Source organism: Streptomyces sp. NPDC008079 (assembly GCF_042957385.1).
Classification (GTDB): domain Bacteria; phylum Actinomycetota; class Actinomycetes; order Streptomycetales; family Streptomycetaceae; genus Actinacidiphila.
Map to the genome: position 1 here is coordinate 16,588 of NZ_JBIBIC010000024.1, position 22,472 is coordinate 39,059.

At 72.2% G+C, this 22,472-nt stretch carries 21 protein-coding genes; 6 read left to right on the plus strand and 15 right to left on the minus strand.

The features are described 5' to 3' along the window. Positions 1-36: 36 nt before the first annotated feature. Entirely contained in the window at positions 37-1,209 is a 1,173-nt protein-coding gene (locus tag ACFZAM_RS33575) for an acyl-CoA dehydrogenase family protein (RefSeq protein WP_391051522.1), read from the minus strand. A gap of 139 nt (positions 1,210-1,348) precedes the next feature. Beyond that, a complete protein-coding gene (locus ACFZAM_RS33580) occupies positions 1,349-2,593 on the minus strand; it encodes an LCP family protein (protein WP_391051524.1) in 1,245 nt (414 codons plus the stop codon). Between the two features lie 173 nt (positions 2,594-2,766). Here ACFZAM_RS33580 and ACFZAM_RS33585 point away from each other — a divergent pair, with 173 nt between their 5' ends. Beyond that, positions 2,767-4,107: a UDP-glucose/GDP-mannose dehydrogenase family protein gene (locus ACFZAM_RS33585; protein WP_355350043.1), complete on the plus strand. Its 1,341-nt coding sequence runs from the start codon at positions 2,767-2,769 to the stop codon at positions 4,105-4,107. A gap of 153 nt (positions 4,108-4,260) precedes the next feature. Here the strand turns inward: ACFZAM_RS33585 and ACFZAM_RS33590 are convergent, their stop codons facing one another. Beyond that, complete coding sequence (locus ACFZAM_RS33590) at positions 4,261-4,815, minus strand: CGNR zinc finger domain-containing protein (protein ID WP_391051526.1); 555 nt, start codon at positions 4,813-4,815, stop codon at positions 4,261-4,263. 153 nt (positions 4,816-4,968) lie between these two features. Between ACFZAM_RS33590 and ACFZAM_RS33595 the strand changes: the two genes are divergently transcribed. After that, on the plus strand, positions 4,969-5,337 hold the full coding sequence (locus ACFZAM_RS33595) for a VOC family protein (RefSeq protein WP_355347022.1): 369 nt from the start codon (positions 4,969-4,971) through the stop codon (positions 5,335-5,337). 341 nt (positions 5,338-5,678) lie between these two features. Continuing rightward, a complete protein-coding gene (locus ACFZAM_RS33600; protein WP_355347019.1) occupies positions 5,679-6,605 on the plus strand; it encodes a lysylphosphatidylglycerol synthase domain-containing protein in 927 nt (308 codons plus the stop codon). Positions 6,606-6,629: 24 nt separating this feature from the next. On the opposite strand, the gene ACFZAM_RS33605 is transcribed toward ACFZAM_RS33600, so the two are convergent. From ACFZAM_RS33605 to ACFZAM_RS33615, 3 genes are all read right to left on the minus strand, one after another. After that, positions 6,630-7,823: a membrane dipeptidase gene (locus ACFZAM_RS33605; RefSeq protein ID WP_391051530.1), complete on the minus strand. Its 1,194-nt coding sequence runs from the start codon at positions 7,821-7,823 to the stop codon at positions 6,630-6,632. A gap of 112 nt (positions 7,824-7,935) precedes the next feature. Continuing rightward, entirely contained in the window at positions 7,936-8,475 is a 540-nt protein-coding gene (purE, locus tag ACFZAM_RS33610) for a 5-(carboxyamino)imidazole ribonucleotide mutase (protein ID WP_355347013.1), read from the minus strand. Further along, a complete protein-coding gene (locus tag ACFZAM_RS33615) occupies positions 8,468-9,601 on the minus strand; it encodes a 5-(carboxyamino)imidazole ribonucleotide synthase (RefSeq protein WP_391051693.1) in 1,134 nt (377 codons plus the stop codon). The genes purE and ACFZAM_RS33615 overlap by 8 nt, the downstream gene beginning before the upstream one ends. Positions 9,602-9,891: 290 nt before the next feature. On the opposite strand from ACFZAM_RS33615, the gene ACFZAM_RS33620 reads away from it, so the two are divergent. Next, the gene (locus ACFZAM_RS33620; protein ID WP_355347007.1) at positions 9,892-10,458 is read left to right on the plus strand and encodes a GtrA family protein; all 567 of its coding nucleotides are present in this window, start codon (positions 9,892-9,894) and stop codon (positions 10,456-10,458) included. A gap of 111 nt (positions 10,459-10,569) precedes the next feature. On the opposite strand, the gene ACFZAM_RS33625 is transcribed toward ACFZAM_RS33620, so the two are convergent. Both ACFZAM_RS33625 and ACFZAM_RS33630 read right to left on the minus strand, forming a co-directional pair. Further along, positions 10,570-11,838 (minus strand): ATP-binding protein, encoded by a 1,269-nt coding sequence (locus tag ACFZAM_RS33625; protein WP_391051534.1) that lies wholly within the window; start codon positions 11,836-11,838, stop codon positions 10,570-10,572. A gap of 12 nt (positions 11,839-11,850) precedes the next feature. Next, on the minus strand, positions 11,851-12,525 hold the full coding sequence (locus tag ACFZAM_RS33630) for a response regulator transcription factor (protein WP_188285980.1): 675 nt from the start codon (positions 12,523-12,525) through the stop codon (positions 11,851-11,853). Between the two features lie 242 nt (positions 12,526-12,767). Here ACFZAM_RS33630 and ACFZAM_RS33635 point away from each other — a divergent pair, with 242 nt between their 5' ends. Next, positions 12,768-13,889 (plus strand): ImmA/IrrE family metallo-endopeptidase, encoded by a 1,122-nt coding sequence (locus ACFZAM_RS33635; protein ID WP_391051536.1) that lies wholly within the window; start codon positions 12,768-12,770, stop codon positions 13,887-13,889. Then, positions 13,886-14,437 (plus strand): hypothetical protein, encoded by a 552-nt coding sequence (locus ACFZAM_RS33640; protein ID WP_391051538.1) that lies wholly within the window; start codon positions 13,886-13,888, stop codon positions 14,435-14,437. The genes ACFZAM_RS33635 and ACFZAM_RS33640 overlap by 4 nt, the downstream gene beginning before the upstream one ends. A gap of 279 nt (positions 14,438-14,716) precedes the next feature. Here the strand turns inward: ACFZAM_RS33640 and ACFZAM_RS33645 are convergent, their stop codons facing one another. The 7 genes from ACFZAM_RS33645 to ACFZAM_RS33675 all read right to left on the minus strand — a co-directional run bounded on the left by ACFZAM_RS33645 (position 14,717) and on the right by ACFZAM_RS33675 (position 22,394). After that, positions 14,717-16,066 carry a hypothetical protein gene (locus tag ACFZAM_RS33645; protein WP_391051540.1) on the minus strand — a complete coding sequence of 450 codons (1,350 nt, stop codon included), beginning with the start codon at positions 16,064-16,066 and terminating at the stop codon, positions 14,717-14,719. Continuing rightward, on the minus strand, positions 16,063-17,334 hold the full coding sequence (locus ACFZAM_RS33650) for a hypothetical protein (RefSeq protein WP_391051543.1): 1,272 nt from the start codon (positions 17,332-17,334) through the stop codon (positions 16,063-16,065). The genes ACFZAM_RS33645 and ACFZAM_RS33650 overlap by 4 nt, the downstream gene beginning before the upstream one ends. 1 nt (position 17,335) lies before the next feature. Then, positions 17,336-18,655, minus strand: coding sequence for a WxL protein peptidoglycan domain-containing protein (locus ACFZAM_RS33655; RefSeq protein WP_391051545.1), 1,320 nt, complete (start codon positions 18,653-18,655; stop codon positions 17,336-17,338). A 144-nt stretch (positions 18,656-18,799) separates the two neighbouring features. Further along, positions 18,800-20,161 carry a beta-xylosidase gene (locus tag ACFZAM_RS33660; protein ID WP_391051548.1) on the minus strand — a complete coding sequence of 454 codons (1,362 nt, stop codon included), beginning with the start codon at positions 20,159-20,161 and terminating at the stop codon, positions 18,800-18,802. Positions 20,162-20,287: 126 nt separating this feature from the next. Beyond that, entirely contained in the window at positions 20,288-21,013 is a 726-nt protein-coding gene (locus tag ACFZAM_RS33665) for a peptidase (protein WP_391051550.1), read from the minus strand. 367 nt (positions 21,014-21,380) lie between these two features. Further along, entirely contained in the window at positions 21,381-21,884 is a 504-nt protein-coding gene (locus ACFZAM_RS33670; RefSeq protein ID WP_355346989.1) for an ATP-binding protein, read from the minus strand. 141 nt (positions 21,885-22,025) lie between these two features. Beyond that, positions 22,026-22,394 carry an STAS domain-containing protein gene (locus ACFZAM_RS33675; protein WP_355346986.1) on the minus strand — a complete coding sequence of 123 codons (369 nt, stop codon included), beginning with the start codon at positions 22,392-22,394 and terminating at the stop codon, positions 22,026-22,028. Positions 22,395-22,472: the final 78 nt, after the last annotated feature.

Sequence of the window (22,472 nt, forward strand, 5' to 3'; positions counted from 1 at the left end):
TTCACCCCCGTCACCCGCCTATCACCACCCCCCGCCCTAGGGGAGGTTTCGCGCCATCACGATGCGCTGGACCTGGTTGGTGCCCTCGTAGATTTGGGTGATTTTGGCGTCGCGCATCATGCGCTCGACGGGGTAGTCACGGGTGTAGCCGTAGCCGCCGAGGAGTTGGACGGCGTCGGTGGTGATGTCCATGGCGACGTCGGAGGCGTAGCACTTGGCGGCGGCGCCGAAGAAGGTGAGGTCTTCCTCCTTGCCGCCGGCCGAGACGCGTTCTGACCTGGCGGCGGCGGCGTAGGTGAGCTGGCGGGCGGCTTCGAGCTTCATGGCCATGTCGGCGAGCATGAACTGGATGCCCTGGAATTCGGCGATGGCCTTGCCGAACTGCTGGCGCTCCTTGACGTAGCCCTTGGCGTAGTCGAGGGCGCCCTGGGCGATGCCGATGGCCTGGGCGGCGATGGTGACGCGGGTGTGGTCGAGGGTCCTCATCGCGGTGGCGAAGCCGGTGCCCTCGGCGCCGATCATGCGGTCGGCGGGGATGCGGACGTTGTCGAAGTAGACCTCGCGGGTCGGGGAGCCCTTGATGCCGAGCTTCTTCTCGGGGGCGCCGAAGGAGACGCCCTCGTCGCCCTTCTCGACCACGAACGCGGAGATGCCCTTGGAGCGCTTGTCGGGGTCGGTGACGGCCATGACCGTGTAGAACTCGGAGACGCCCGCGTTGGTGATCCAGCGCTTGACGCCGTTGAGCACGAAGGTGTCGCCGTCGCGTACCGCGCGGGTCTTCATGCCCGCCGCGTCCGAGCCGGCCTCGGGCTCGGACAGCGCGTACGAGAACATGCCCTCCTTGCGCGCCAGGGCGCCGAGGTACCTCGTCTTCAGCTCCTCGGAGCCGGAGAGCTGTACGGGCAGCGAGCCGAGCTTGTTGACCGCGGGGATGAGGGAGGAGGAGGCGCAGACCCGCGCCACCTCCTCGATCACGATGACCGTGGACAGCGCGTCCGCGCCCGGGCCGTCGTACGCCTCGGGGACGTGGATCGCGTGCAGGTCGTTGGCCTCCAGCGCGTCACGGGCCTCCTGCGGGAAGCGGCCGTGCTCGTCCACCTCGGCCGCGAACGGCGCGATCTTCGCCTCCGCGAGGGAGCGGACCGCGTCCCGGAGCATGTCGTGCTCCTCGGACGTACGGAAAAGGTCGAAGTCGGAGGATCCGGCCAAGGTGTCTCACTCCCCGAGTGCAGCGCTAACTACCGTTAAGTAACCCAATGATCCTAGGCCCGCGCCCGCGGCGCCACCTACGTGACGTTCATGACACCCGCGGAACACCGCACGACACCCCACAACGCCCGGCAACGCCTCACGACACCTTGTCGCCGAGCCGGTCGACGGTGTTGTTCGCGAGGTAGTCGCTCATCGTGTCGTTGCGGAGCGCCTGCCACAGCTCGGAGGAGCCGTTGGCGTCCAGCAGCACCACGGACTGCTTCTTGATGGTGTCGAAGCCGGAGATCGGCGCGTTCATGAACACCATGTCGGAGGAGCGCACATCGCGCATGTTCCACACCAGGTCGCGCAGATCGCCGTTGGACAGCCTGTCGTCCACGCTTACCACGGACGTCACCTGGTCCAGGGTCCGCTTCAGCTTGAGCGGATTGGAGAAGGTGCCGCCGGAGAGCATCTTGGACAGCACGGCCCGCAGGAAATTCTGCTGCCGGTGCGTACGGTCCAGGTCGCCGCGCGGCAGGCCGTAGCGCTCGCGTACGTAGTCGAGGGCGTCGTCGCCGTTCATGTGGTGGGGGCCGGCCGTCCAGACCCCGCCGGGGCCGTTGCGGCGGTCGACCGTCTTGTCGACGGTGATGTCCACGCCGCCGACCGCGTTGGTCAGATTCTTGAAGCCGCTCCAGTCGATCACCGCGAGGTGGTCGACCTTCACCTTGGTGAGCCGCTGCACGGTGTCGATCAGCAGCGGCGGGCCGCCCCAGGAGAAGGCCGCGTTCAGCTTCGCCTGGCCGTGGCCGGGGATGCTCACCCAGGAGTCGCGCGGCAGCGAGACGACGTACGCGTGTTTGTGGTCGGCGGGCAGGTGCACCAGCATCATCGTGTCGCTGCGCTGGGCGCCCGGCTTCCACTCCGGCGCCTTGGCGTTCTTGCCGGTGGTCGGCAGGTCGGACCTGGCGTCCAGGCCGACCAGCAGGAAGGTCTGGCTGCCGCTCTTGGACGCCTGCGGCTGCGCGGCGGCCGGTACGTCGGTCGGGAAGGCGTTCGGGATGCGCTCGACGCGGCCGGTGTAGTGCTGGAAGGCCCAGTAGGCGGTGCCGACGACCAGCAGCACACCGGTGCAGAGCAGGATCACGGCCGCGTACAGCACGCGGCGGGTACGGCGGCGCCGCCGGGTCGTGCGCGCCGGGCTGTCGGGGCCGTCAGGACCGTCGGGCGCGAGGCCGTCCTCCGCATCCGGCTCAAGTGCCGACTCCGGCTCCGGCTGGGACCCCGGCTCGCGCTTGACGGCCGATATCCGCCCCGATATCCGCCCCGTTATCCCCTCCGGTTCCGGCGACCGCCTCTCGTCCGGCCCCCGGTCCGGCCGCTGATCCGGCGTCGTCACGTCCGTTCCGGTCGGGACCGTCCCCTCGTCCGTCCCGCCGCCTCTGCCGCTCGCGTCACCCACGATTGCACCCCACCCCTCGACCCACCCCTTGGATATCTGCACGCATTGTGGACCCCCGGCCCCCCGACCACCCACTATTTGGTCCGCGCGGTCCCTACTATGCTCTGCGCATGCCTCTGAAGCTCACCGTCATCGGCACCGGTTATCTCGGCGCCACCCATGCCGCCGCGATGGCCGAGCTCGGTTTCGAAGTGCTCGGCCTCGACATCGTGCCGAGCAAGATCGAGATGCTGTCGCAGGGGCGCGTCCCCATGTACGAGCCGGGCCTGGAGGAACTGCTCGCGAGACATGTGGCCGGGATCGAGGGCTCCAGCGGGCGGCTGCGCTTCACCACCTCCTGGGAGGAGGTCGCCGAATTCGGCGACGTCCACTTCGTCTGCGTGAACACCCCGCAGAAGCACGGCGAGTACGCCTGCGACATGAGCTACGTGGAGAACGCCTTCTCCTCGCTGGCCCCGCATCTGCGGCGCCCCGCGCTGGTGGTCGGCAAGTCCACCGTGCCGGTGGGCAGCGCGGCCGGGCTGGCGGAGCGGCTGCGCGAGACGGCCCCGGCGGGCGCGGACGCGGAGCTGGCGTGGAACCCGGAGTTCCTGCGCGAGGGCTTCGCGGTGCAGGACACGCTGCACCCGGACCGGATCGTGATCGGCGTGACCAGCGAGCGCGCCGAGTCACTCCTTCGGGAGGTTTACGCCGGACCGCTCGCAGAAGGCACGCCGTTCATCGTCACGGACTACCCGACGGCCGAACTCGTCAAGACCGCGGCCAACGCCTTCCTCGCCACCAAGATCTCCTTCATCAACGCCATGGCCGAGGTCAGCGAGGCGGCGGGCGGCGATGTCGCCAAGCTCGCCGAGGCGATCGGGCACGACGACCGGATCGGCCACAAATTCCTCAGGGCCGGGATCGGCTTCGGCGGCGGCTGTCTGCCCAAGGACATCCGCGCGTTCATGGCGCGCGCCGGTGAGCTGGGCGCCGACCAGGCGCTGACGTTCCTGCGCGAGGTCGACTCCATCAATATGCGGCGCCGCACCAGCATGGTGGAGATGGCCCGCGAGGCGGTCGGCGGGAGCCTGCTCGGCCGCCGGATCGCCGTGCTGGGCGCCACCTTCAAGCCGGACTCCGACGACGTCCGCGACTCCCCCGCCCTCAATGTGGCGGGCCAGATACACCTCCAGGGCGGCCAGGTCACGGTCTACGACCCGAAGGGCATGGAGAACGCCAAGCGGCTCTTCCCGACCCTGCGTTACGCCCCCACGCCGCTGGACGCCGTCCGCGGCGCCGACCTCGTACTGCACCTGACCGAGTGGCGGGAATTCCGCGAGCTGGACACCGCCGCCCTCGCCGACGTGGCCCGCGAGCGGCACATCCTCGACGGCCGCAACGCGCTCGACCCCGCGGTCTGGCGCAAGGCCGGCTGGACCTACCGCGCGATGGGCCGCCCCTCCGCGTAACCGACGACACCCGCGGGGCCCGTACGCGACACCACCGCGTACGGGCCCTCGTACGTGCGCACGTGTCTCGTACGTGCGCACGTACGAGGGCCGGCAGCACGGGCCGCCGTACGGGCCGTCGTACCGGAAGGGAACGGCCGGGCGTCACGAGCCTCAGCGCGTACGGCTGCGGTACGCCCGCATCTTGGCGCGGCTGCCGCAGATCGCCATCGTGCACCAGCGGCTGCGGCCCGAGGGGCTGCGGTCGTAGTAGACCCACCGGCAGGTGTCGGCCGCGCACGCCTTGAGGCGGGGCCAGGTGCCGTCCGCGACGGCCGAGACGACGGCGGCGGCGACGCGGGCGGTGAGGGCCGGGGGTCCGGTCAGGCCGGGGGCGGGGCGTACGGCTGCGGCGCCCTCGGTATCGACGGTCAGACGCAGCGGCGCGCGGGACAGCAAGCGTTCCAGCGCCTCCAGGGTGGCGGGCGGTACGTCGACGCCCGCGTGGGCCTGGCAGACGTCGCGCAGCGCCTCGCGCAGGACCAGGACGTCGGCGAGCCCTCCGGGGCCGAAGCCGGGCCCCTCGATGCCGCGCTCCCCCGCCCAGGCGGCCAGCTCCGCCGGGGTGCGCAGCGCGTCGTCGCCGCTCTCCAGGTCGACGGTGTTGACCAGGTCCTGGACCAGCCGCAGCGGTCCAGGCGCGGGACTGCGTTCTCCGGGCTGCTCCACCCTTGAAACGTTACCGCCACTCCGCATGATGAAGTAACCGTTACCGGCTGAGACCGCTGTACTGGTAACCGTGGTACTGGTCACCGCTAGCCGCTGTCCGGCGACCACGGCACCGGCCGGTGGCACGGCAGCCCACCACGAGAGGAATCCGTCATGATCGGCACCTTGGGCGCGGTCGTCCTGGACTGTCCCGACCCGCGCGCGCTGGCCGCCTTCTACGCCGAGCTGGTCGGCGGCACGGTCGACGCGTCGGAGGACGACTGGGTCGACCTCAACCGCGAGGACGGCCAGCGCCTGTCCTTCCAGCTCGCCCCGGCCCACCGGGCGCCCCGCTGGCCCGACCCCGAGCGCCCCCAGCAGTTCCACCTCGACATCGCCGTGGAGCGCGCCGCGATGGACAGCGCGGAGAAGCAGGTGCTCGCGCTGGGCGCGACGCTCCTGGAGGGCGACCTGGACGGCGCGCGCAACTGGCGCGTGTACGCGGACCCCGCCGGTCACCCGTTCTGCCTCTGCGCCTGCTGAACGGCCGCCGTCCCCCGGCGGCCCCGCCGCCGTCGCCGCGCGGTCACCGCTCCGCCCCCTGGTCATCGGCCGTCCGACGCCCGGCCGTATTCCGGCCGTTGCATCCTGCTCGCGGTACTACGATCCGGTAGGCGCGTGACTGGCGGGGACGACCGAGAGCGGTGGCCATGCTCCGAACTCCACTGCGGCTGCGGGCATCCCTGCGACGACCACCGGGGGAAGCCGCACCACTGGAGCAGCGAGAACGAATACATCAGGGGGACGAGGGGCGGGAAGAGGGGGATGGCGACGAGGGGGACGCCGGGGAAGCGGCCGGGCGACCGGCCCGCAGGCGTACGCGGGTGCCGTGGCGCACCCTCGCCGGGCTCATACCCGTGCTGCTCGTCGGCGGCTGGGTGTCGCAGCACTGGTCGCTGATCGAGACCGGCTGCCGTGACCTGCTGGCCGCCAACCGTGGCTGGCTGCTGGCCGCGCTCGCGGCGACCGGCCTCGGCTGGGTCGCCAACGCCGTGGCCCGGCAGGGCACGGTGCTCGAACCGCTGCCGCCCGCCCGCCTGTTGGCCACGCAGTTCGCCGCGTCGGCCGCGGGACAGCTCGCCCCCGCCGGGATCGGCGCGAGCGCGGTCAATCTGCGCTTCCTGCGCACCCAGGGGCTTCCGCTGCTCCGCTCGTCGGCCGCCCTCGCGCTGTACTCGCTGGCGGAGTCCGTCGGCCGGGTGACGCTGCTGCTGGTGCTGCTCGCGCTCTTCCCGCACGCGCTGCACCTGCGCGGCCTGCTGCCCGACGGCAACGCGCTGCTGCTCCTCGGGCTGCTGGCCGTTCTCGTGCTCGGCGCGGCGGCGCTCGCGCTGGCGCTGCTCCGGCCGCTGCGCCGTACGATCCGCGACTTCCTGGCGGCGGCGCTCACCGACGCCCGCACGCTGCACACCCGGCCGTCCCGCGCGCTCGCGCTGTGGGGCGGCTCGCTGGCCTTCCCCGCGCTCCAGGCCGCCGGTCTCGCCGCGGTCACGCTCGCGCTGGGGATACCGGTCTCCGCCGCGCACGTCGCGCTCGCGTATCTGCTCGCCACGTGTCTGGCGGCGGCCGTGCCGACGCCCGGCGGGATCGGGTCGGTCGACGCGGCGCTCGCCCTGGCCCTGGTGGCGGCGGGCGCCTCGACGACCGCCGCCGCCTCCGCCGTGCTCGGCTACCGCATCGTCACGGTCTGGCTGCCGCTGGTGCCCGCCGCGCTGACGCTGGGCGCGCTGGTGCGGCGCAAGGTGCTCTGAGCGGGCGCCTTCGCGTCCACGGGGTCAGGCGCGCGGGCCGTCCAGGGCCGCGATCGTCGCCGTCGAGGGGCCGCGCCGGGCGCGGATCGCCGCGGCGGCCGACTCGGCCTCGCGCAGCACCCGTACCGCGTTCTGCCAGGTCAGCTTGGCGATGTCCGGGTCGGACCAGCCGCGGGTGAGCAGTTCGGCGATCAGGTGCGGGTAGCCGGAGACGTCGGCGAGGCCGTCGGGGGTGAAGGCCGTGCCGTCGTAGTCGCCGCCGATGCCGATGTGGTCGACGCCCGCGACGGCCCGCATGTGGTCGAGGTGGTCGGCGACGGTGGCCGCGGTGGCGACCGGGCGCGGGTGGGCGGCCTCGTACGCGCGCTGCACGGCCATGCCGTCCGGGGTGGTGTCGAGGTGGTGCAGGCCGTGGGCGCGCATGTTCTCGTCGGCCGCCGCGGTCCACTCGATGGCGGCGGGCAGGATGAACTTGGGCACGAAGGTCGCCATCGCGACACCGCCGTTGGCAGGCAGCGCGGCCAGGACGTCGTCGGGGATGTTGCGCACGTGGTCGCAGACGGCGCGGGACGAGGAGTGCGAGAAGAGCACCGGGGCCTCGGCGACCCGCAGCGCGGCGCGCATGGTGTCGGGCGAGACGTGGGAGAGGTCCACCAGCATCCCGAGCCGGTTCATCTCGCGCACGACCTCCTCGCCGAAGGCGGTGAGACCGCCCGCGACGGGCTTGTCGGTCGCCGAGTCCGCCCACGGGGTGTTGTCGTTGTGCGTGAGCGTCATGTAGCGGACGCCGAGGTCGTACAGGCCGCGCAGCGTCCCCAGCGAGCAGTCGATGGAGTGGCCGCCCTCGGCGCCCATCAGGGAGGCGATCCTGCCCTCGGAACGGGCGGTCTCCATGTCGTCGGCGGTCAGCGCGAGCCGCAGGTCGGCCGGGTAGCGGTCGGCCAACCGCCGTACGACGTCGATCTGTTCGAGCGTCGCGGTGACGGCCTCGCCGCCGGTCAGCTCCACCGACACGTACACCGACCAGAACTGCGCGCCGACGCCGCCCGCCCGCAGCCGCGGGATGTCGGTGTGCAGCCGGTCGCTCTGGTCGGCGGCGATGTCGAGCCGGTCGAGGTCGTACGCCACCTGCTCGCGCAGGGCCCACGGCAGGTCGTTGTGCCCGTCCACCACGGGGTGGGCGGCGAGCAGTTCGCGGGCGTGCGTCAGGTGGTCCACGTCGTACCTCCGGGTGGGGAGCGGGTGTTGGCGTCGGCGGCCGGGAGCCGAGGGCGGCGGCCCTTGCGGGCCTTGCGGGGCTACGGGCCTACGGGCTTACGCGCCTTGCGGGTCAGAAGCCGAAGCCGCCCGCGCCCTTCGCCTTCGCGCGCAGCCGCTTGCCCTTCTCCGTCGCCTGCTCGTTGAGCGACTGCTGGAACTCCCGCATCCGGGTGAGGAGTTCGGGGTCGTGGGCGGCGAGGATGCGGATGGCGAGCAGCCCGGCGTTGCGGGCGCCCGCGACCGAGACGGTGGCGACCGGGACGCCCGCGGGCATCTGGACGATGGACAGCAGCGAGTCCATGCCGTCGAGGTACTTCAGCGGCACGGGCACGCCGATGACCGGCAGCGGGGTGACGGAGGCGAGCATGCCGGGCAGGTGGGCGGCGCCGCCCGCGCCCGCGATGATGGTCTTCAGGCCGCGGCCGTCGGCCTGCTCGCCGTACGCGATCATCTCGTGCGGCATGCGGTGCGCGGAGACCACGTCGACCTCGTAGGGCACCTCGAACTCGTCGAGGATCTGCGCGGCGGCCTCCATGACCTCCCAGTCGGAGTCCGAGCCCATCACGACGCCGACCAGCGGGCTCCCGGCGGAAGCGGCGGGGTTACTCATCGATCGTTCCTCGCAGATAGTCGGCCGCGTGCCGGGCGCGCTCGCGCACGTCCGCCAGGTCGTCGCCGTAGGTGTTGACGTGGCCGACCTTACGGCCGGGCTTCACGTCCTTGCCGTACATGTGGATCTTCAGACCCGGGTCGCGGGCCATGCAGTGCAGGTAGGCCGCGTACATGTCGGGGAAGTCGCCGCCGAGCACGTTGGCCATGACCGTCCAGCGGGCGCGCGGGCGCGGGTCGCCGAGCGGCAGGTCGAGGACGGCGCGCAGGTGGTTGGCGAACTGCGAGGTGACGGCGCCGTCCATGGTCCAGTGGCCGCTGTTGTGCGGGCGCATCGCCAGCTCGTTCACCAGGATGGCGGAGCTGCCGTCGGCCGCGCGGGTCTCGAACAGCTCCACGGCGAGGTGGCCGACCACGCCCAGCTCGCGCGCGACGGTCAGCGCGAGCTGCTGGGCCCGCGCGGACAGGGCGTCGGACAGGCCGGGCGCGGGCGCGATCACGGTGTCGCACACCCCGTCGACCTGGACGGACTCCACGACCGGGTACGCGACGGCCTGGCCGTGCGGCGACCTGACGACATTGGCGGCCAGCTCCCGTACGAAGTCCACCTTCTCCTCGGCGAGCACCGGGACGCCCGCGCGGAAGGGCTCGGCGGCGTCGGCCTCGGAGCGGGCGATCCACACGCCCTTGCCGTCGTAGCCGCCGCGCACGGTCTTCAGGACCACGGGGTAGCCCCCGGCCTGCTCCTCGGCGAACCGGGTGACGTCGGCGGGGTCGGTGACGATGCGGTTGACCGGGCAGGGCACGCCGATCTCGGCGAGGCGGGCGCGCATGACGCCCTTGTCCTGGGCGTGCACCAGCGCGTCGGGCCCCGGGCGTACGACGACGCCGTCCGCCTCCAGGGCGCGCAGGTGCTCGGCCGGTACGTGCTCGTGGTCAAAGGTCAGCACGTCGCACCCCTGGGCGAAGGCCCGCAGGGTCGCGAGATCCCGGTAGTCACCCACGGTCACGTCGGCGACCACCTGGGCCGCCGAGTCCTGAGGGGTGTCGCTGAGAATCCTGAACCTGACGCCGAGCGGGATGCCCGCCTCGTGGGTCATGCGGGCGAGCTGGCCGCCGCCGATCATGCCGACTACCGGGAATGTCACGTTTTTTCCTGCCGGAGGTGCGCGGGCTGGTACTCGTAGGGGGTGCCACCAGGGTATCCGCCACGCGGGGACACGAATGACCGGCTCCGATCGACGTAGCTCCGTACGGCACGGTTAACATGTGGTGGAGACAACACGGAGACACGGGGCGACACGCAGGGACACCGACCGTGCCCCCTCGGCACCCGGTTTCTCAGCGGATTCCACCCCGTTCCCACCCATGACGGCACCCGCCCCCCACCTTCCACAGACAGGGCCGAGCGATCACCATGAGCGGACTGCGAGAGCTGCGTTCCCGACTGCGGCTGTTGTACCGCGAGATCGCGAAGTTCGGGGTCGTCGGCGCCGCCGGTGTGCTGGTCAACATCGGGGTGTTCAACCTGGTGCGGCACAGCACCGAGCTCCAGACCGTACGGGCCAGCATCCTGGCGACCGTGGTGTCCATCGCCTTCAACTACGTGGGCTTCCGGTACTTCACCTACCGTGACCGCGACAAGGCGGGCCGCACGAAGGAACTCAGCCTCTTTCTCTTCTTCAGCGCCATCGGCCTGGTGATCGAGAACGGCGTGCTCTACACGGCGGTGTACGGCTTCGGCTGGGACAGCTCGCTCCAGGCCAACATCTTCAAATTCGTCGGCATCGGCGTGGCCACGCTCTTCCGCTTCTGGTCCTACCGGACCTGGGTCTTCCGGGCGCTGCCCGCGCGCGAGGCCGTGGAGCAGGCCGAGGCGTTCCTGGCCGACGGCAAGGGGCCGAAGGCGTCCGGTGCGACCGCCAGCGCCGCTGTCAGGGCCCGGCAGGCCGCGGCGGCCAGGGAAGACGACCGCTTCAACTGAGCGGCTTCTCTTCAGGGGAGCGGCTTCTCGTCCCGCTCGACCGGGCCGCTTCTCTTCCGGCCGTTTCTTTTCCGGCCGTTTCTTTTCCGGCCGCCTCAGCCCACGGCGTCCTCAGCTCACGACGTCCGCGCGGGGCGGCGGTGACGGGATCTCGCGGGACAGGAAGAGCGCGAAGACCGGGGGCCGCTGCTGGAGCAGTTCCAGCCGTCCGCCGTCCGCCTCCGCCAGGTCGCGGGCGACCGCGAGGCCGAGCCCGGTGGAGTTGCGCCCGCTGACCGTCCGCTCGAAGACCCGCCCGCCGAGGTCCGGCGGCACGCCCTGCCCGTCGTCGGTGACCTCCACGACGGCCTGGTTGCCGGTGACGCGGGTGTGCAGGGTGACGGTGCCCGCGCCGTGCATCAGCGAGTTCTCGATCAGCGTGGCGAGCACCTGCGCGACCGCGCCGGGGGTGCCGACCGCGCGCAGCCCCCGGGTGCCGGAGCGCGCGATGGTCCGGTTCTCGTTCTGGTACGCGGGCCGCCACTCCTCGACCTGCTGCTTGATCACCTCGTCGAGGTCGAAGTCGACGGCGGAGCCGCTGCGCGGGTCGCGGGCGTTGGTCAGCAGCCGCTGCACGACGTCGGTGAGCCGCTCGACCTGGCCGAGCGCGATCGTCGCCTCCTCCTTGACCGCCTCCTGGTCGTCGGCGGTCGCCACGATCTCCTCCAGCCGCATGGACAGCGCGGTCAGCGGCGTACGGAGCTGGTGGGAGGCGTCGGCCGCGAGCCGTCGTTCCGCGGTGAGCATCCGGCCGATCCGGTCGGCGCTGGCGTCCAGGACGTCGGCGATCCGGTCCAGTTCCGGGACGCCGTAGCGGCGGTGCCGGGGGCGCGGGTCGCCGGAGCCGAGCCGCTCGGCGGTCTCGGCGAGATCGGTGAGCGGGCTGACCAGCCGGCGGGCCTGGAGGACGGCCAGTATCACGGCGGCCAGCACCGCGAGCAGCGCGACCGCCAGGATCACCAGCAGGGTGCGGCCGATCTCCTGGCTGACCTTGGAGCGCGGCTCCTCGACCAGCACCTTCTCGCCGTGGCCGCCGGACTGCCGGGACGCCAGCACCCGCCCCTTGGGCTTGTCGCCGAGCGTCACCTCGGGGTGGCCGGGCACCTGCACCACCGCGTAACGGTCGGCGGCGATCTGCCGGTCCAGGCCCTTGGCGGTGATGCTCTCCCCCGCCAGGATGCGGTTCTCCACGATGCCGACCAGGCGCACCGCCTCGGAGTCCACGCTCTCCTGGGCGCTGCTCTCGATCGTCCGGGTCTCCACGATGACCAGGGAGATCCCGAAGACGGCGATCACGACGAGCACCACGGCCAGCGTGGAGGAGATCAGACGGCGGCGCATGGAGCCAGCGTGTCAGTTCTTCTCGAACCGGAAGCCGACGCCGCGCACGGTGGAGATGTAGCGGGGGCTGGCCGCGTCGTCGCCGAGCTTCTTGCGCAGCCACGAGATGTGCATGTCCAGCGTCTTGGTCGAGGACCACCAGGTGGTGTCCCAGACCTCGCGCATGAGCTGCTCCCGCGTGACGACCCGGCCCGCGTCGCGTACGAGCACGCGCAGCAGGTCGAACTCCTTTGCGGTGAGCTGGAGCTCGTCGTCGCCCATCCACGCCCGGTGCGACTCGACGTCGATCCGGACGCCGTGGGTGGCGGGCTGGGTGGACTCGGTGGTGCCGCGGCGCAGCAGCGCCCGCACCCGGGCCAGCAGCTCCGCCAGGCGGAACGGCTTGGTGACGTAGTCGTCCGCGCCGGCGTCCAGGCCGACGACGGTGTCGACCTCGTCGGCCCGCGCGGTGAGGACCAGCACCGGGAAGGTGTGTCCCTCGGTACGGATCCTGCGGCACACATCGAGGCCGTCCATGCCGGGCAGGCCCAGGTCGAGCACCACCAGATCGACGGCGCCGAGCAGTGCCGTCTCCAGAGCGGTGGGTCCGTCCTCGCGCACCTCGACCTCGTAGCCCTCTCGGCGCAGTGCGCGCGCGAGCGGTTCCGAGATGGATGCGTCGTCCTCGGCGAGAAGTACGCGGGTCATGGGCTTGATGGTAGTCCGCACCGGGCGCCGGGGAGGCGGTGGTACGAAGAGCCGCCCCACGCCACCCGCCGCGCCCCCTGCGGCGGCCGGATTCCGGGGGCCGCAGGAGGGTTTACGACGAGGGGCGAAGACGACAGAGGAACGCGCGAGCGGGACCGCATCCCATCGGAAAAGGCCGGCGCTCCCGGCCGGTGGGCCTCGCCCGCTGGTTTCAGCCCTTCGCGTTGTGCGATATTGGAACAATGGATGAGTGGACGTGGGCCGACGTAGGCGCGAGAGTCGCAGAGGCACGGTCCGTCCGTGGCTTCAGCCAGGAACAACTGGCGGAGACCACCGGCATGGACCGGTCCGCCATCGCGAAGATCGAAGTCGGCGGGAGAAAGCTGAACTCGCTTGAACTGGCGGCCATCGGTACCGCGCTGGACCGGCCCCTGTCATGGTTCGTCACTCCACCCGCGCCGGTCGTGGCCAGCAGGCGTGCCCAGCCGACGCAGCGGGACGACAGAGCAGGCGAGTACGAACTGGAGGACTGTCTGCGTGATCTGCGTACGCTGGTCGACGCCGCGGCCCTCGGGACGGCCAGCCGCGGTGAACCGGTCGATCCCTTCACCGCCGACGACGCCCCGGCCGTCCTCGCGGCCGCGAGCGATGCCCGGTCCCGGCTGGGAGCAGACCCCGGCAAGCCGCTTTTGAACCTGGCCAACTGTGTGGAGCGGACAGGTCTTTACGCCTGGTCCGCCCCGATCGGGCCGCAGGGGGTCGATGGGTGCTACGCGGCCCTGGGCGACCTCGGAGTCGCCGTCATCAACAGCACCCTGGACGCGGGCCGACGACGCAGCACCCTGGCCCATGAATTCGGGCACCACATCCTCGCCGACGCCTACTCCGCCGACTGGGGCGTCGACACCAGCGACCACGAACGTGCCATCGACGCTTTCGCCGCAGCACTCCTCTTCCCGCCTGGTGCCACCGGCCGCTACCGGCAACTGCGCGAGGAGCACAGACTGCGTCCGGCCGTCATCGTCCTGGCAGCCGAGTACCGGGTGAGTTGGTCCGTGGCCCTGCGCCAACTGCGCGGCTACGAAGCGATCGACAGCGACGAGTACCGCAGCCTCGATCGAAGCTCACCCACGCGCGCCGACTACATGGAGGCGGGGATACAGGTCGTGGAAGAACTGCCCGAGGGCCATGTGCCCACCGGTGTCAGAGCGGCAGCCGTGCACGCCTACCGGACCTACAAGATCTCCGCCACCCGCTCCCTTGAGATCATCCGGGACAAGCAACTGCACAGGGAAGACCTCGGCCAGCCCCACCCGGTTCCGCTGGAGGCGCTGCGCGGGGAAGTCGGAGCCTTCCTGCCATGACGGACACGAGCCTGGTGTTCGACAGCTCGCCGCTGAACTATTTCGCCCGTTCCGGTCAACTGGAGGTGCTGGCGAAACTCGTCGAAGGCCGAACCTGCCTGCTGACCAACGCCGTCGCGCACGAGATCCGGCGCGGAGCCGCCCGCCACAGCCGTCTGCACCTGGTGGGAGCCCAGGTGTGGCTGACCGAATCCAACGACGACTCGCTGGAATTCCTCGCATTGTTCAGTGCGTTCCACAACCGTCTCGGTGGCGGCACGGGAGACACCAAGGACCTTGGTGAAGCAGCCACTCTCGCTTACGCCCAACTACACGGGTGCACCGCCGTCATCGACGACCGGGCCGGTCGGAACGTCGCGATCGCCCATGGGGTACCGGTTTCGACTACGCTCCAACTGATCTGCCACGGTCTGCGCGGCGGCCTCCTCACGGAGCACCAAGCCTGCGCGGTCGTCGACGCGTTACGGGACGCGGAGGCGTTTCTGCCGTGCGACGGCTCGGACTTCATCGAGTGGGCCAGAGCCGAAGGACTGCTTGATCCCACCTGACCGGGACGAAAACTCCAGCGGGCGCTCCCGCGGAACCTCGCTTGACGGGCAGTCACAACCGAATCGGCCGGATTGTTCGACGCCCTGTCGGCACAGTCGTGTTCCCAACTGTCCGAGCACCGCCTGCGACACACTCGCCGCTGAAGCCGTACTCGACGGCGCGCTCACACAGCAGCCCGTAGCGCCGGTCCGGGGTTCACGTCGGCCGACGCTACGTGGTCCCGCGGGCCGCGACAACAGCCCGTCGCCCGGCTGGTGTCGCGGCCTGTCCTGCGCGGGTCAGCGGCGGAGGAAGCGGCGCCAGGGGGTGAAGGTGAGGACGGCGGCGCCGAGGAGGAGGGCGGTGGCGGCGACGTAACCGAGGGCGCGGAGGGGGCCGTTGGCGTCGGAGCCGGTGGCGGCGAGGTCGCCGCCCGTGGTGGAGCCGGTGGTGGAGCCGGTCGTGCTCGAACCGCCGGTCGTGGAGCCGGTGGCGCCGCCGGTGGTCGTGGAGCCGGTCGTGCCGCCGCCGGGGGCGGCGGTGGTGTCGAGGGTGAGGGAGACCGGGGCGGCCTTCGTGGGCGTGCAGGTGGCGACGGCGGTGCCGCCGTCGGTGAGTTTGATGACGAGAGTGCCGGGGCTCAGCCCGACCTTGCCGGTTTTGCCGGGCACGAAGCGGCCCTTGATGTCGTCGATGGTGATGGGCGCGTTCTGGGCGAAGGCGGTGCTGTTCGGGGAGCCGGTGAGCGTGAGGGAGCCGGTCTGGGCACCGCTGAGCAGCACGGTGATACTCGGTGTGATCATGCCCTTGCTGATCGGACTCGGGCTGTCCATCACGCTGTTGCCGAACTTCACGGTGAGGTCGTAGCCGGAGGACGCCTTCGCCGCGTCGATCTCGACCTTCGAGGTGGCCGACTTGTCACCGATCAGCGTCTTGCAGGCGTACGGCACGTCCACGGACGTCCCCTTGAACGAGGTGCTGCCCGTCCCGCCGCCTGTCCCGCCGGACGTGCCGCCGGACGTGCCTCCGGTGGTCGTACCGCCCGAGGTCGTCGTGCCGCCCGTCGTCGTACCGCCCGTCGTCGTACCGCCGGAAGTCGCGTCCCCCTCCGTCACCTTGATCGTGGTGGCGACCGGCACGGCGGCCGTGGGGGTGCAGACGGTGTCGGTGGAGATCGGGTAGCTGACGTTGATGGTGTAGGCGCCCGGGGAGAGGGTGATGTCACCGGCCTTGGTGAGCTTGAGGGTGCCGGTCATGTCGGAGAGCTTCATTTCGGTGTTCTTGGGGATGGCCGGATTCCGGCGCGGGCCCTGGACGTCGAGGGTGCCGGTCTGGGCGCCGCCGAGGGTGACCTTGCCGGACGGCTGCACCTTGTCGGCGGGCAGGTCGATGATGTCGGGGTTCTTGGAGGCGGCCTGGACGGTCTTCCAGGTGACGGTGACGGTGTCGCCGACCTTGGCGGTGGCGGGTGCGGTGATGTCGGCCTTGGTGGTGCCGTCGATGGGGCCGAGTCCTGACGCGGCCGGGGGCACGCACCTGGTCGCGAAGTCGGATTCCGCGGCGTGCGCGGCCCCCGCGGTCATCAGCACCGATCCGCCGCCGAGCAGCAGGGCGGCCACGGCCGCGGACGCGCTTCGTCGTATGGTCACGGGCTTCCTTTCGAAGGGGGGCTCGGGGCGGGGCTCTCGTCGGAGCCGGAGCCGGACCCGGGCCCGGAGCCGGACCCCGAGTCGAAGTCGGAGTCGGAGGAGCGCGGCGGCACGGAGCCGCGCAGGGCGGGCAGGGCGCCGTGGGTGAACCAGGGCAGCGGGCCCGCGTCCGGCGCGTACGAGGGCGGCGGGGGCGCGGAGGCCGGTGGCGGCGGTCCGGGCGGCGCGTGGCGTCCGCGCGGGACGGCGGCCTTCAGCGGCAGGTGGGCCAGTACGGTCGCCGGGTGCCACGCGGGCCGCCCGCCGGGCACGGCGGCCACCGCGCCGGGCCTGAGCCGGTCGACCGCCAGCATCCCGAGCCGGAAGACGGCGGCCGGGACGACCAGGAAGAGCAGGATCCAGAAGAGGGTGACGCCCCACGGCCGCCCGACCGACCACGCCTCGGTGACCAGCACCTTTCCGCCGTAGCGCAGTTGTACGGTGTACGCGCCGTGCGCGCCGGAGCCCAGCTCCACCGGGAAGCCGATCCGCTGTTTGCCGCCGGGCGCGACCGTGCCGTGCCACTGCTGGCGGTCCCACTGGGGTGCGTAGACGCCGTGCGAGGCGCCGACGTCGAAGGCCGGGTCCTTGACAGCGCCCGAGCCCAGATTGCCGACGGTGAACACGAGCGTGCGGTGCGCGGGCGCGCCGAACCAGGTGAGCAGTCCGCCGCCGCCGCGCAGCCGCGCGGTCAGTACGGCGAGCCTGCCGGTGCCGGTCCGCGCGGGCAGCGGCGCGGTGGGGTGTCCTGTGACCGTGAACGGCGCGTCCACGGTGAGCTGTTCACCGGTCACCGTGGACACGTGGATGACGCAGGGGCACGGCTTCGGCGGCGCCACGACCGGCAGCCGGCGGCTGAACTTCCCCGCCGCGTCGGTGGTGACGGCCCGGCCGGAGGCGTTGGCGCAGGAGTTGGTGCCGCCGATCGCGTCCTGGCCGCAGAGCAGGATGGCCAGCAGGGTGCCGGGTTTCCAGCCCGCGCCGACCACGGTGACGTCGCCGCCGGGGCGGGCCGCGCCGGGGTGCGCCACGACGGTCGGCGCCGTGGCGGCGGCGGGCGCGCGGAGCACGGCGGAGTCGGCGGGCGCGCCGAGCGCTGCCGGTGCCGCGACGGCCGAACCGGCCGTCAGGACAAGGGCGGTGACGAAGGCGAGGACCGGCCGCCGGAGCCGTGCCCGCCGCCCGAAGCCCAACCGCCTTCCCAGGAGCCCGCTTCGCGTCGCCCGCACGTCAACTCCCGCCCGTCGGCGCGCCGATGACGGCGGTGCCGGGCCCGGAGTCCGCGCCCGAATCCGCACCTGAGGCGGTGTCCGTGTCGGTGTCCCCGCCCGCGCCCGTGCCCGCACGCGGACCGGGGCCCGTGTACGTATCCGAAGCGTCCGGCACCGCGTCCGGCCCGGCGCCAGGTACCGCCTCAGCGGCTTCCGCCGCCGGGTGCCGCGACCGCCGGCGGCGTACGTACCAGGCGGCCGACACCGCGAGTCCGGCCAGGACGAGCGCCACCGCGAGCCAGGGTGCGACGAGGTACGAGGCGGTGCCGCGCTCGTCGACGCCGCCGGCCGCGGTGCTGACGGTCAGCCGGACCGAGACGCGGTCGAAGGCCGGGGCGTCCGCCCACTTCTCGGTGAGGCTGACCTGCTGTCCCGGCAGGAGTTCGAGGGGCAGGTCGCGGGCCGGGCGGTTGAGCAGGGTGCGGCCGAACAGGCCGGTGGCCTTGACGGCCAGGCGCGGCGAGAGGGTGACATTGCCGCGGTTGACCAGCGTGTAGTGGATGGTGGCGGCCGTGCTGCCGGTGCCGGGCAGCAGCGGGTCGCCGTGGCTGACGGTGAGGTGTTCGACGGAGAGCGCGGCCAGGCTCGGCCCGCCGACCCGCAGGTAGACGCGCGCGCCGACCGCCCGGCGCACGCCGACCGCGACCTTGCCCGAGCCCTCGTCGGTCCGGGTGTCCAGGGCGACGATCGCGCCGGGGTGGTCGCCGGGCGAGGCGTTGGCCGGGACGGCGAGGGTGAACGGGATGTCGGCGCGGGTGCGCGGCGGCACGGTCAGCGTGGTCTTGGCGAGCCGGATCCAGGTGCCGACGTCGCGGTTGGTCTCGTCGGGGCCCCGGACGGCGAAGCCGCCGTCGCGCGGGGTGTTGTACGCGTCGGCGCCGTAGAGCCTGAAGGTCATCGGCGCGGTGGAGAGGTTGGAGACCGACACCTTGTCCTTGACGGTGGTGCCGGGGTCGGCCTGGAGGGTGAAGAACTGCCGTTCCTGGCCGGTGGCACTGGGGTCGGCGGCGCCCGCGGCGGGGGCGGGGAAGACCGACCAGCGCCCGTTGTCGGCGGCGCCGGCCGGTCCCGCCGCCGGACCGAGGAGAGCGGCGAGGCCGACCGCCACGACGGCCCCGGTCGCGGTGAGCGCGCGCAGGCCCGTGGCCGCCGCGGACCGTGCCCGCGCCCGCGCCCGTCCGCGAGGAAGTACGCCCGGAGGTGTGCCCGCAGGTGTGCCCGCAGGTGTCCCCGCAGGTGTGCCCGCGAGCACGTCCGGAAGCGGCGGACGGGGCCGCACGCGTATCCGCGTACGCGTCCGCGCGTCGGCCCCGACCCGGGCGGCGCGCGGGCGGGACCGGGACGGCGGCGGTGACCACGACCGTGCTCGCGACCACGACATCCTCGTCAACTCCCTCGGTCAGCAGCAGTATCTGACTGTGCGTCAGGTCAGGGTCAGGGTCAAGACTCCCGAGTAGGTTCCGGCGGGGCTGAACCGCGGAATGTCGAGTGAGAGACCGGCGTCGACGGTGAACTCGCCGCCGGTCGCCGCGGCGTCGGGCGCGGAGGCCAGGGTGGCTCCCGTACTGCCGACGGAACCGGCGCTGCCCGCCGCGCAGTTGCTCGGGCTGCCCGTCGCGGTCGCGCAGGCGGGTGTCCAGCCGAGCTTGTCCGCGCCGATCCGCGACCCGTCCGGGCCGGTGAAGTCGCTGACCTTGCCGGTGAGCGACCAGCCGGTGGAGCCGCCGCGGAAGTCCGTGACGGTGACGGTCCTGAGCGCGCCGCTGGACGTGCCGCCCGTGCCGAAGTCGACGGGCGTCATCGTGACCGTGTCACCGGCCTGCGTCATCGACAGCGTGCCCGGGACGACCGACGCCGTGACCTTCTGCGCGCCGGGCGGTACGGGGGTGTTGTCATTGACGGTGTACGCGGCGGGTCCGGCGGCGGTCGCGGGGTCGTACGCGCCGCCCTCGTACGCCACGATCCCGGTGGTCGCGGGGTCGTTGACGGTGAGCGACGCCGTGAAGCCGCCGTAGGAGTCGGCGGTGGCCGTCGTACGGTCGGCCGTCCCGTCGGCGCCGGAGCGGCCCGCGATGGTGACGGTGGCGCCCTCGGTGAAGTGGCTGCCGGTCACCCTCACCGCCGCACCCCGGTCGCCGGACGCCGAACTCAGCGCGATGGCACGGTTGTTGGTCGGCACCGAGCCGCTCGCCGTGACCGTCTCGGAGACCGGCGCGGGCGGATTCGTCACGGTGCAGACGGTGTCCAGCTCCAGGATGTAGCTGGTGTGGATGGTGTAGTCGCCGGGCGACAGCGTGATCGTGCCCGCCGCGGTGGCGGTGAAGCTGCCGTGCATGACCAGCGCGGGGAAGGCGCCCTTGCCGGGGATCGGCGGGTTGCTCTTGGGGCCGTCCACCGTGACGGCGCCGGTCTGCGCGCCGCCGAGCACCACGACGGCGTGCGGTGTGACCACGTCGGCGGGCAGGGCGATGTCGGTCGGGTTGCTCGCCGCGGCCCGGCTGAGCGTGTAGGTGACGTGGACGGTGTCGCCGACCTTCGGCGTCGCGTCGTCCACGGTGACCGTGGCGGTGGACGTGCCGTCGATGGGCGGCAGCCCGGCGACGGCCGGCGGGACGCAGTGCGTGGCGAAGTCGACCGGGGTGTTGGCGTGCGCCGAGGCGGCGAGCACCGTCCCGCCGCCGACGACGAGCGCCGCCGTACCGACGACCGCCACGAACCGGCGCGCGACGGCGGCTGGTCTTCGTGGACCTCGGCGGCCCGGCGCCCTGCGCGAATGAGCGTTCATATCGTCCCCTTGATCCGTGTTCATGACGCGGCGTCCCATTTCCCGCGCCGACGGTGGCCATTGAGGCCGGGCGGTCAGGAGAAGTCAATGGAGAGCGCCGACCGTATGTGACGATCCGTCAGATTGTCAGACGCGGCGCCGGGTGCGGCGGGTCAGCCAGAGCGCGCCACCGGCCCCGAACAGCAGCACCGTGCCGCCGAGGGTGCCGAGGGCGACCACGCCGTCGTCGGAGCCGGTCTGCGCGAGGTTGCCGCTCGAACCTCCGCTCGTACCGCCGGAGCCCGTCGTACCGCCGGACGCGCTCGATCCGCCAGAACCGCTCGACCCGCCGGAACCGCTCGATCCGCCCGCCGCCTTGACGGTGAGGGTGAGCGACACCCCCGGCTTGGGATCGGCCGTGCAGGTCGTCGTCGTGCCCAGCGCCAGGATGGTCAGCACGCCGGGCGTGAAGGTGACCTTGCCGCTCGCCTTCGGGGTGTACGTGCCCGACAGATCGGTGATCTTGATCGGCGTGTTGGCCGGGATCGGGGCCGGGTTGGACGGTCCCGTCACCGTGAGCGAACCGCTGTCCGCGCCGCCGAGCAGGATCGTCGCGTGCGGGTTCATCGCCCCCTTGCCCAGCTCGATCGGACTGGACGAGACCCCCTTCTGGAAGGTCATCTTCAGGCGGTACGAGGAACCGCTGGGCGTGGCCGCGATGTCGATCGGCGAGACCGCGCTCTTGTCGCCGATCGGCGTCTTGCAGTGGTAGTTGACGTTCACCGTGGCCGCCTGCGCGGCTGGGGCGCCGGTCATGACGACCGCCCCCGCCGCTATCCCGGCCACCACGAAACCCGCCCTGGTCCTGCTCATCGGCCCATCTCCCTCCGCCGCCACCCGCACCGGCAGATCTGACGGCACATCAGATTTGGCGTGAGGGTACGCCGGTGAGGTCGGAGAGGGAAGAGAGGCGTCGTACCGACGGAAACCGGGCGCGCGAAGGCGGACCCGCGGGCGCGCGAAGGCGCGCGTGGGCGTACGGGAGCAGGCGTGCGTGCGCGGAGGAAGGCGAGCTCGGGCGTACAGACGGCGAGCGTGGGCGTACGGAAGCACGCGTGCGCGGACGGGAACGCGTCAGGGCGGGCGCGTACCGGTGCGGGCGTACGGGCGCGGCCGTACGGAACGATCCGCCGCGACCGGGAGAGGTCCGGTCGCGGCCGCCGGGCGGCGGCCGTCGCGGTTAGGCCGGTGCGGCCAGTTCCGCCCAGACCGTCTTGCCCGGCCGGTCGGCCTCGCGGATCACGCCCCAGTCGAGGCAGAGCCGCTGCACGATGAACATGCCGTGGCCGCCGGGGCGGCCCGCGCGGTGCGGGGTACGGGGCGACGGCTCGCCGGGGCCGCTGTCGACGACTTCGAGACGCAGCGACTTGGGGTTGCGGCGCAGCCGCAGCTCGTCGGGGCCGCCCGCGTGCAGGCAGGCGTTGGTGACCAGCTCGGAGACGACCAGCAGCACGTCCTCGGCGGCGGCTCTGCGGTCCGCGCTCGCGGCGGGCAGCCAGCCCCAGTCGCGCAGTGCCTGCCGGGTGAAGTCACGGGCGCGCGGAACAATGCCGCTCTCGCCCGACAGCGCCAGCTTCCGCACCGGTTCGTCGGGACCGGCCCGCTCGGGCGCCGACACGTCGGACTCACCCTCGCCCGAATCCGAGCCGCGGTCGTCCGCAGCGTAAGGCCGGGTGGTGCTCATCAGCGCCTCACCTCACGGATGTCCAACAGGTGTCCGTCGGTCTTCTTCCCGGTCGATCTCCGGGAACACGTCTGGGAGCCCACCAAACATCGTCCCGCAGGAAATCGCCACTCACGTCCCATGGCCCCCGTACGCACCCCGCTACTCCTGAAGCGCCTGGTCCAGCGTGGCGTGCACGGTGAAAACCGTGTCCGCCCCGGTGATCTCGAAAACGCGGGCGACCGTCGGCTGCATGGCGGCCAGATGGACGGCCCCCCCGGCGGCGTCCGCCCGCAGTCGCGCGCTCAGCAACACGTTCAGCCCCGTGGAGTCGCAGAACTCCAGGCCCGAGCAGTCGATCACCAGCCGGGTGGTGCCCGCGTCGAGAGCCGCGTCGAGCGGCTCGCTCAGCAGGTCAGCGGTGTGGTGGTCCAACTCGCCCGTGGGGGCGAAGACCGCGGATCGGCCGTGGTGTCCCACCTCGACACGCAGCCTTCCCAGGTCGGCCGTGCCGACCACATCGCGGTCCATGTGCGCTCCTCTGTGCGTCCGTGTTGACACGCCCCCCGACCCTACGCTTTTCGCAGATGGCGCGGTAGTCGGAGGTCG

Excerpts from the sequence above, each read along its gene's own strand:
- ACFZAM_RS33585 (WP_355350043.1), top strand. The coding sequence starts at position 2,767 with ATGCCTCTGAAGCTCACCGTCATCGGCACCGGTTATCTCGGCGCCACC.
- ACFZAM_RS33595 (WP_355347022.1), top strand. The coding sequence starts at position 4,969 with ATGATCGGCACCTTGGGCGCGGTCGTCCTGGACTGTCCCGACCCGCGC.
- purE (WP_355347013.1), bottom strand. The coding sequence starts at position 8,475 with ATGAGTAACCCCGCCGCTTCCGCCGGGAGCCCGCTGGTCGGCGTCGTG.
- ACFZAM_RS33615 (WP_391051693.1), bottom strand. The coding sequence starts at position 9,601 with ATGATCGGCGGCGGCCAGCTCGCCCGCATGACCCACGAGGCGGGCATC.
- ACFZAM_RS33620 (WP_355347007.1), top strand. The coding sequence starts at position 9,892 with ATGAGCGGACTGCGAGAGCTGCGTTCCCGACTGCGGCTGTTGTACCGC.
- ACFZAM_RS33625 (WP_391051534.1), bottom strand. The coding sequence starts at position 11,838 with ATGCGCCGCCGTCTGATCTCCTCCACGCTGGCCGTGGTGCTCGTCGTG.
- ACFZAM_RS33630 (WP_188285980.1), bottom strand. The coding sequence starts at position 12,525 with ATGACCCGCGTACTTCTCGCCGAGGACGACGCATCCATCTCGGAACCG.
- ACFZAM_RS33635 (WP_391051536.1), top strand. The coding sequence starts at position 12,768 with ATGGATGAGTGGACGTGGGCCGACGTAGGCGCGAGAGTCGCAGAGGCA.
- ACFZAM_RS33640 (WP_391051538.1), top strand. The coding sequence starts at position 13,886 with ATGACGGACACGAGCCTGGTGTTCGACAGCTCGCCGCTGAACTATTTC.
- ACFZAM_RS33660 (WP_391051548.1), bottom strand. The coding sequence starts at position 20,161 with ATGAACGCTCATTCGCGCAGGGCGCCGGGCCGCCGAGGTCCACGAAGA.
- ACFZAM_RS33665 (WP_391051550.1), bottom strand. The coding sequence starts at position 21,013 with ATGAGCAGGACCAGGGCGGGTTTCGTGGTGGCCGGGATAGCGGCGGGG.
- ACFZAM_RS33670 (WP_355346989.1), bottom strand. The coding sequence starts at position 21,884 with ATGAGCACCACCCGGCCTTACGCTGCGGACGACCGCGGCTCGGATTCG.
- ACFZAM_RS33675 (WP_355346986.1), bottom strand. The coding sequence starts at position 22,394 with ATGGACCGCGATGTGGTCGGCACGGCCGACCTGGGAAGGCTGCGTGTC.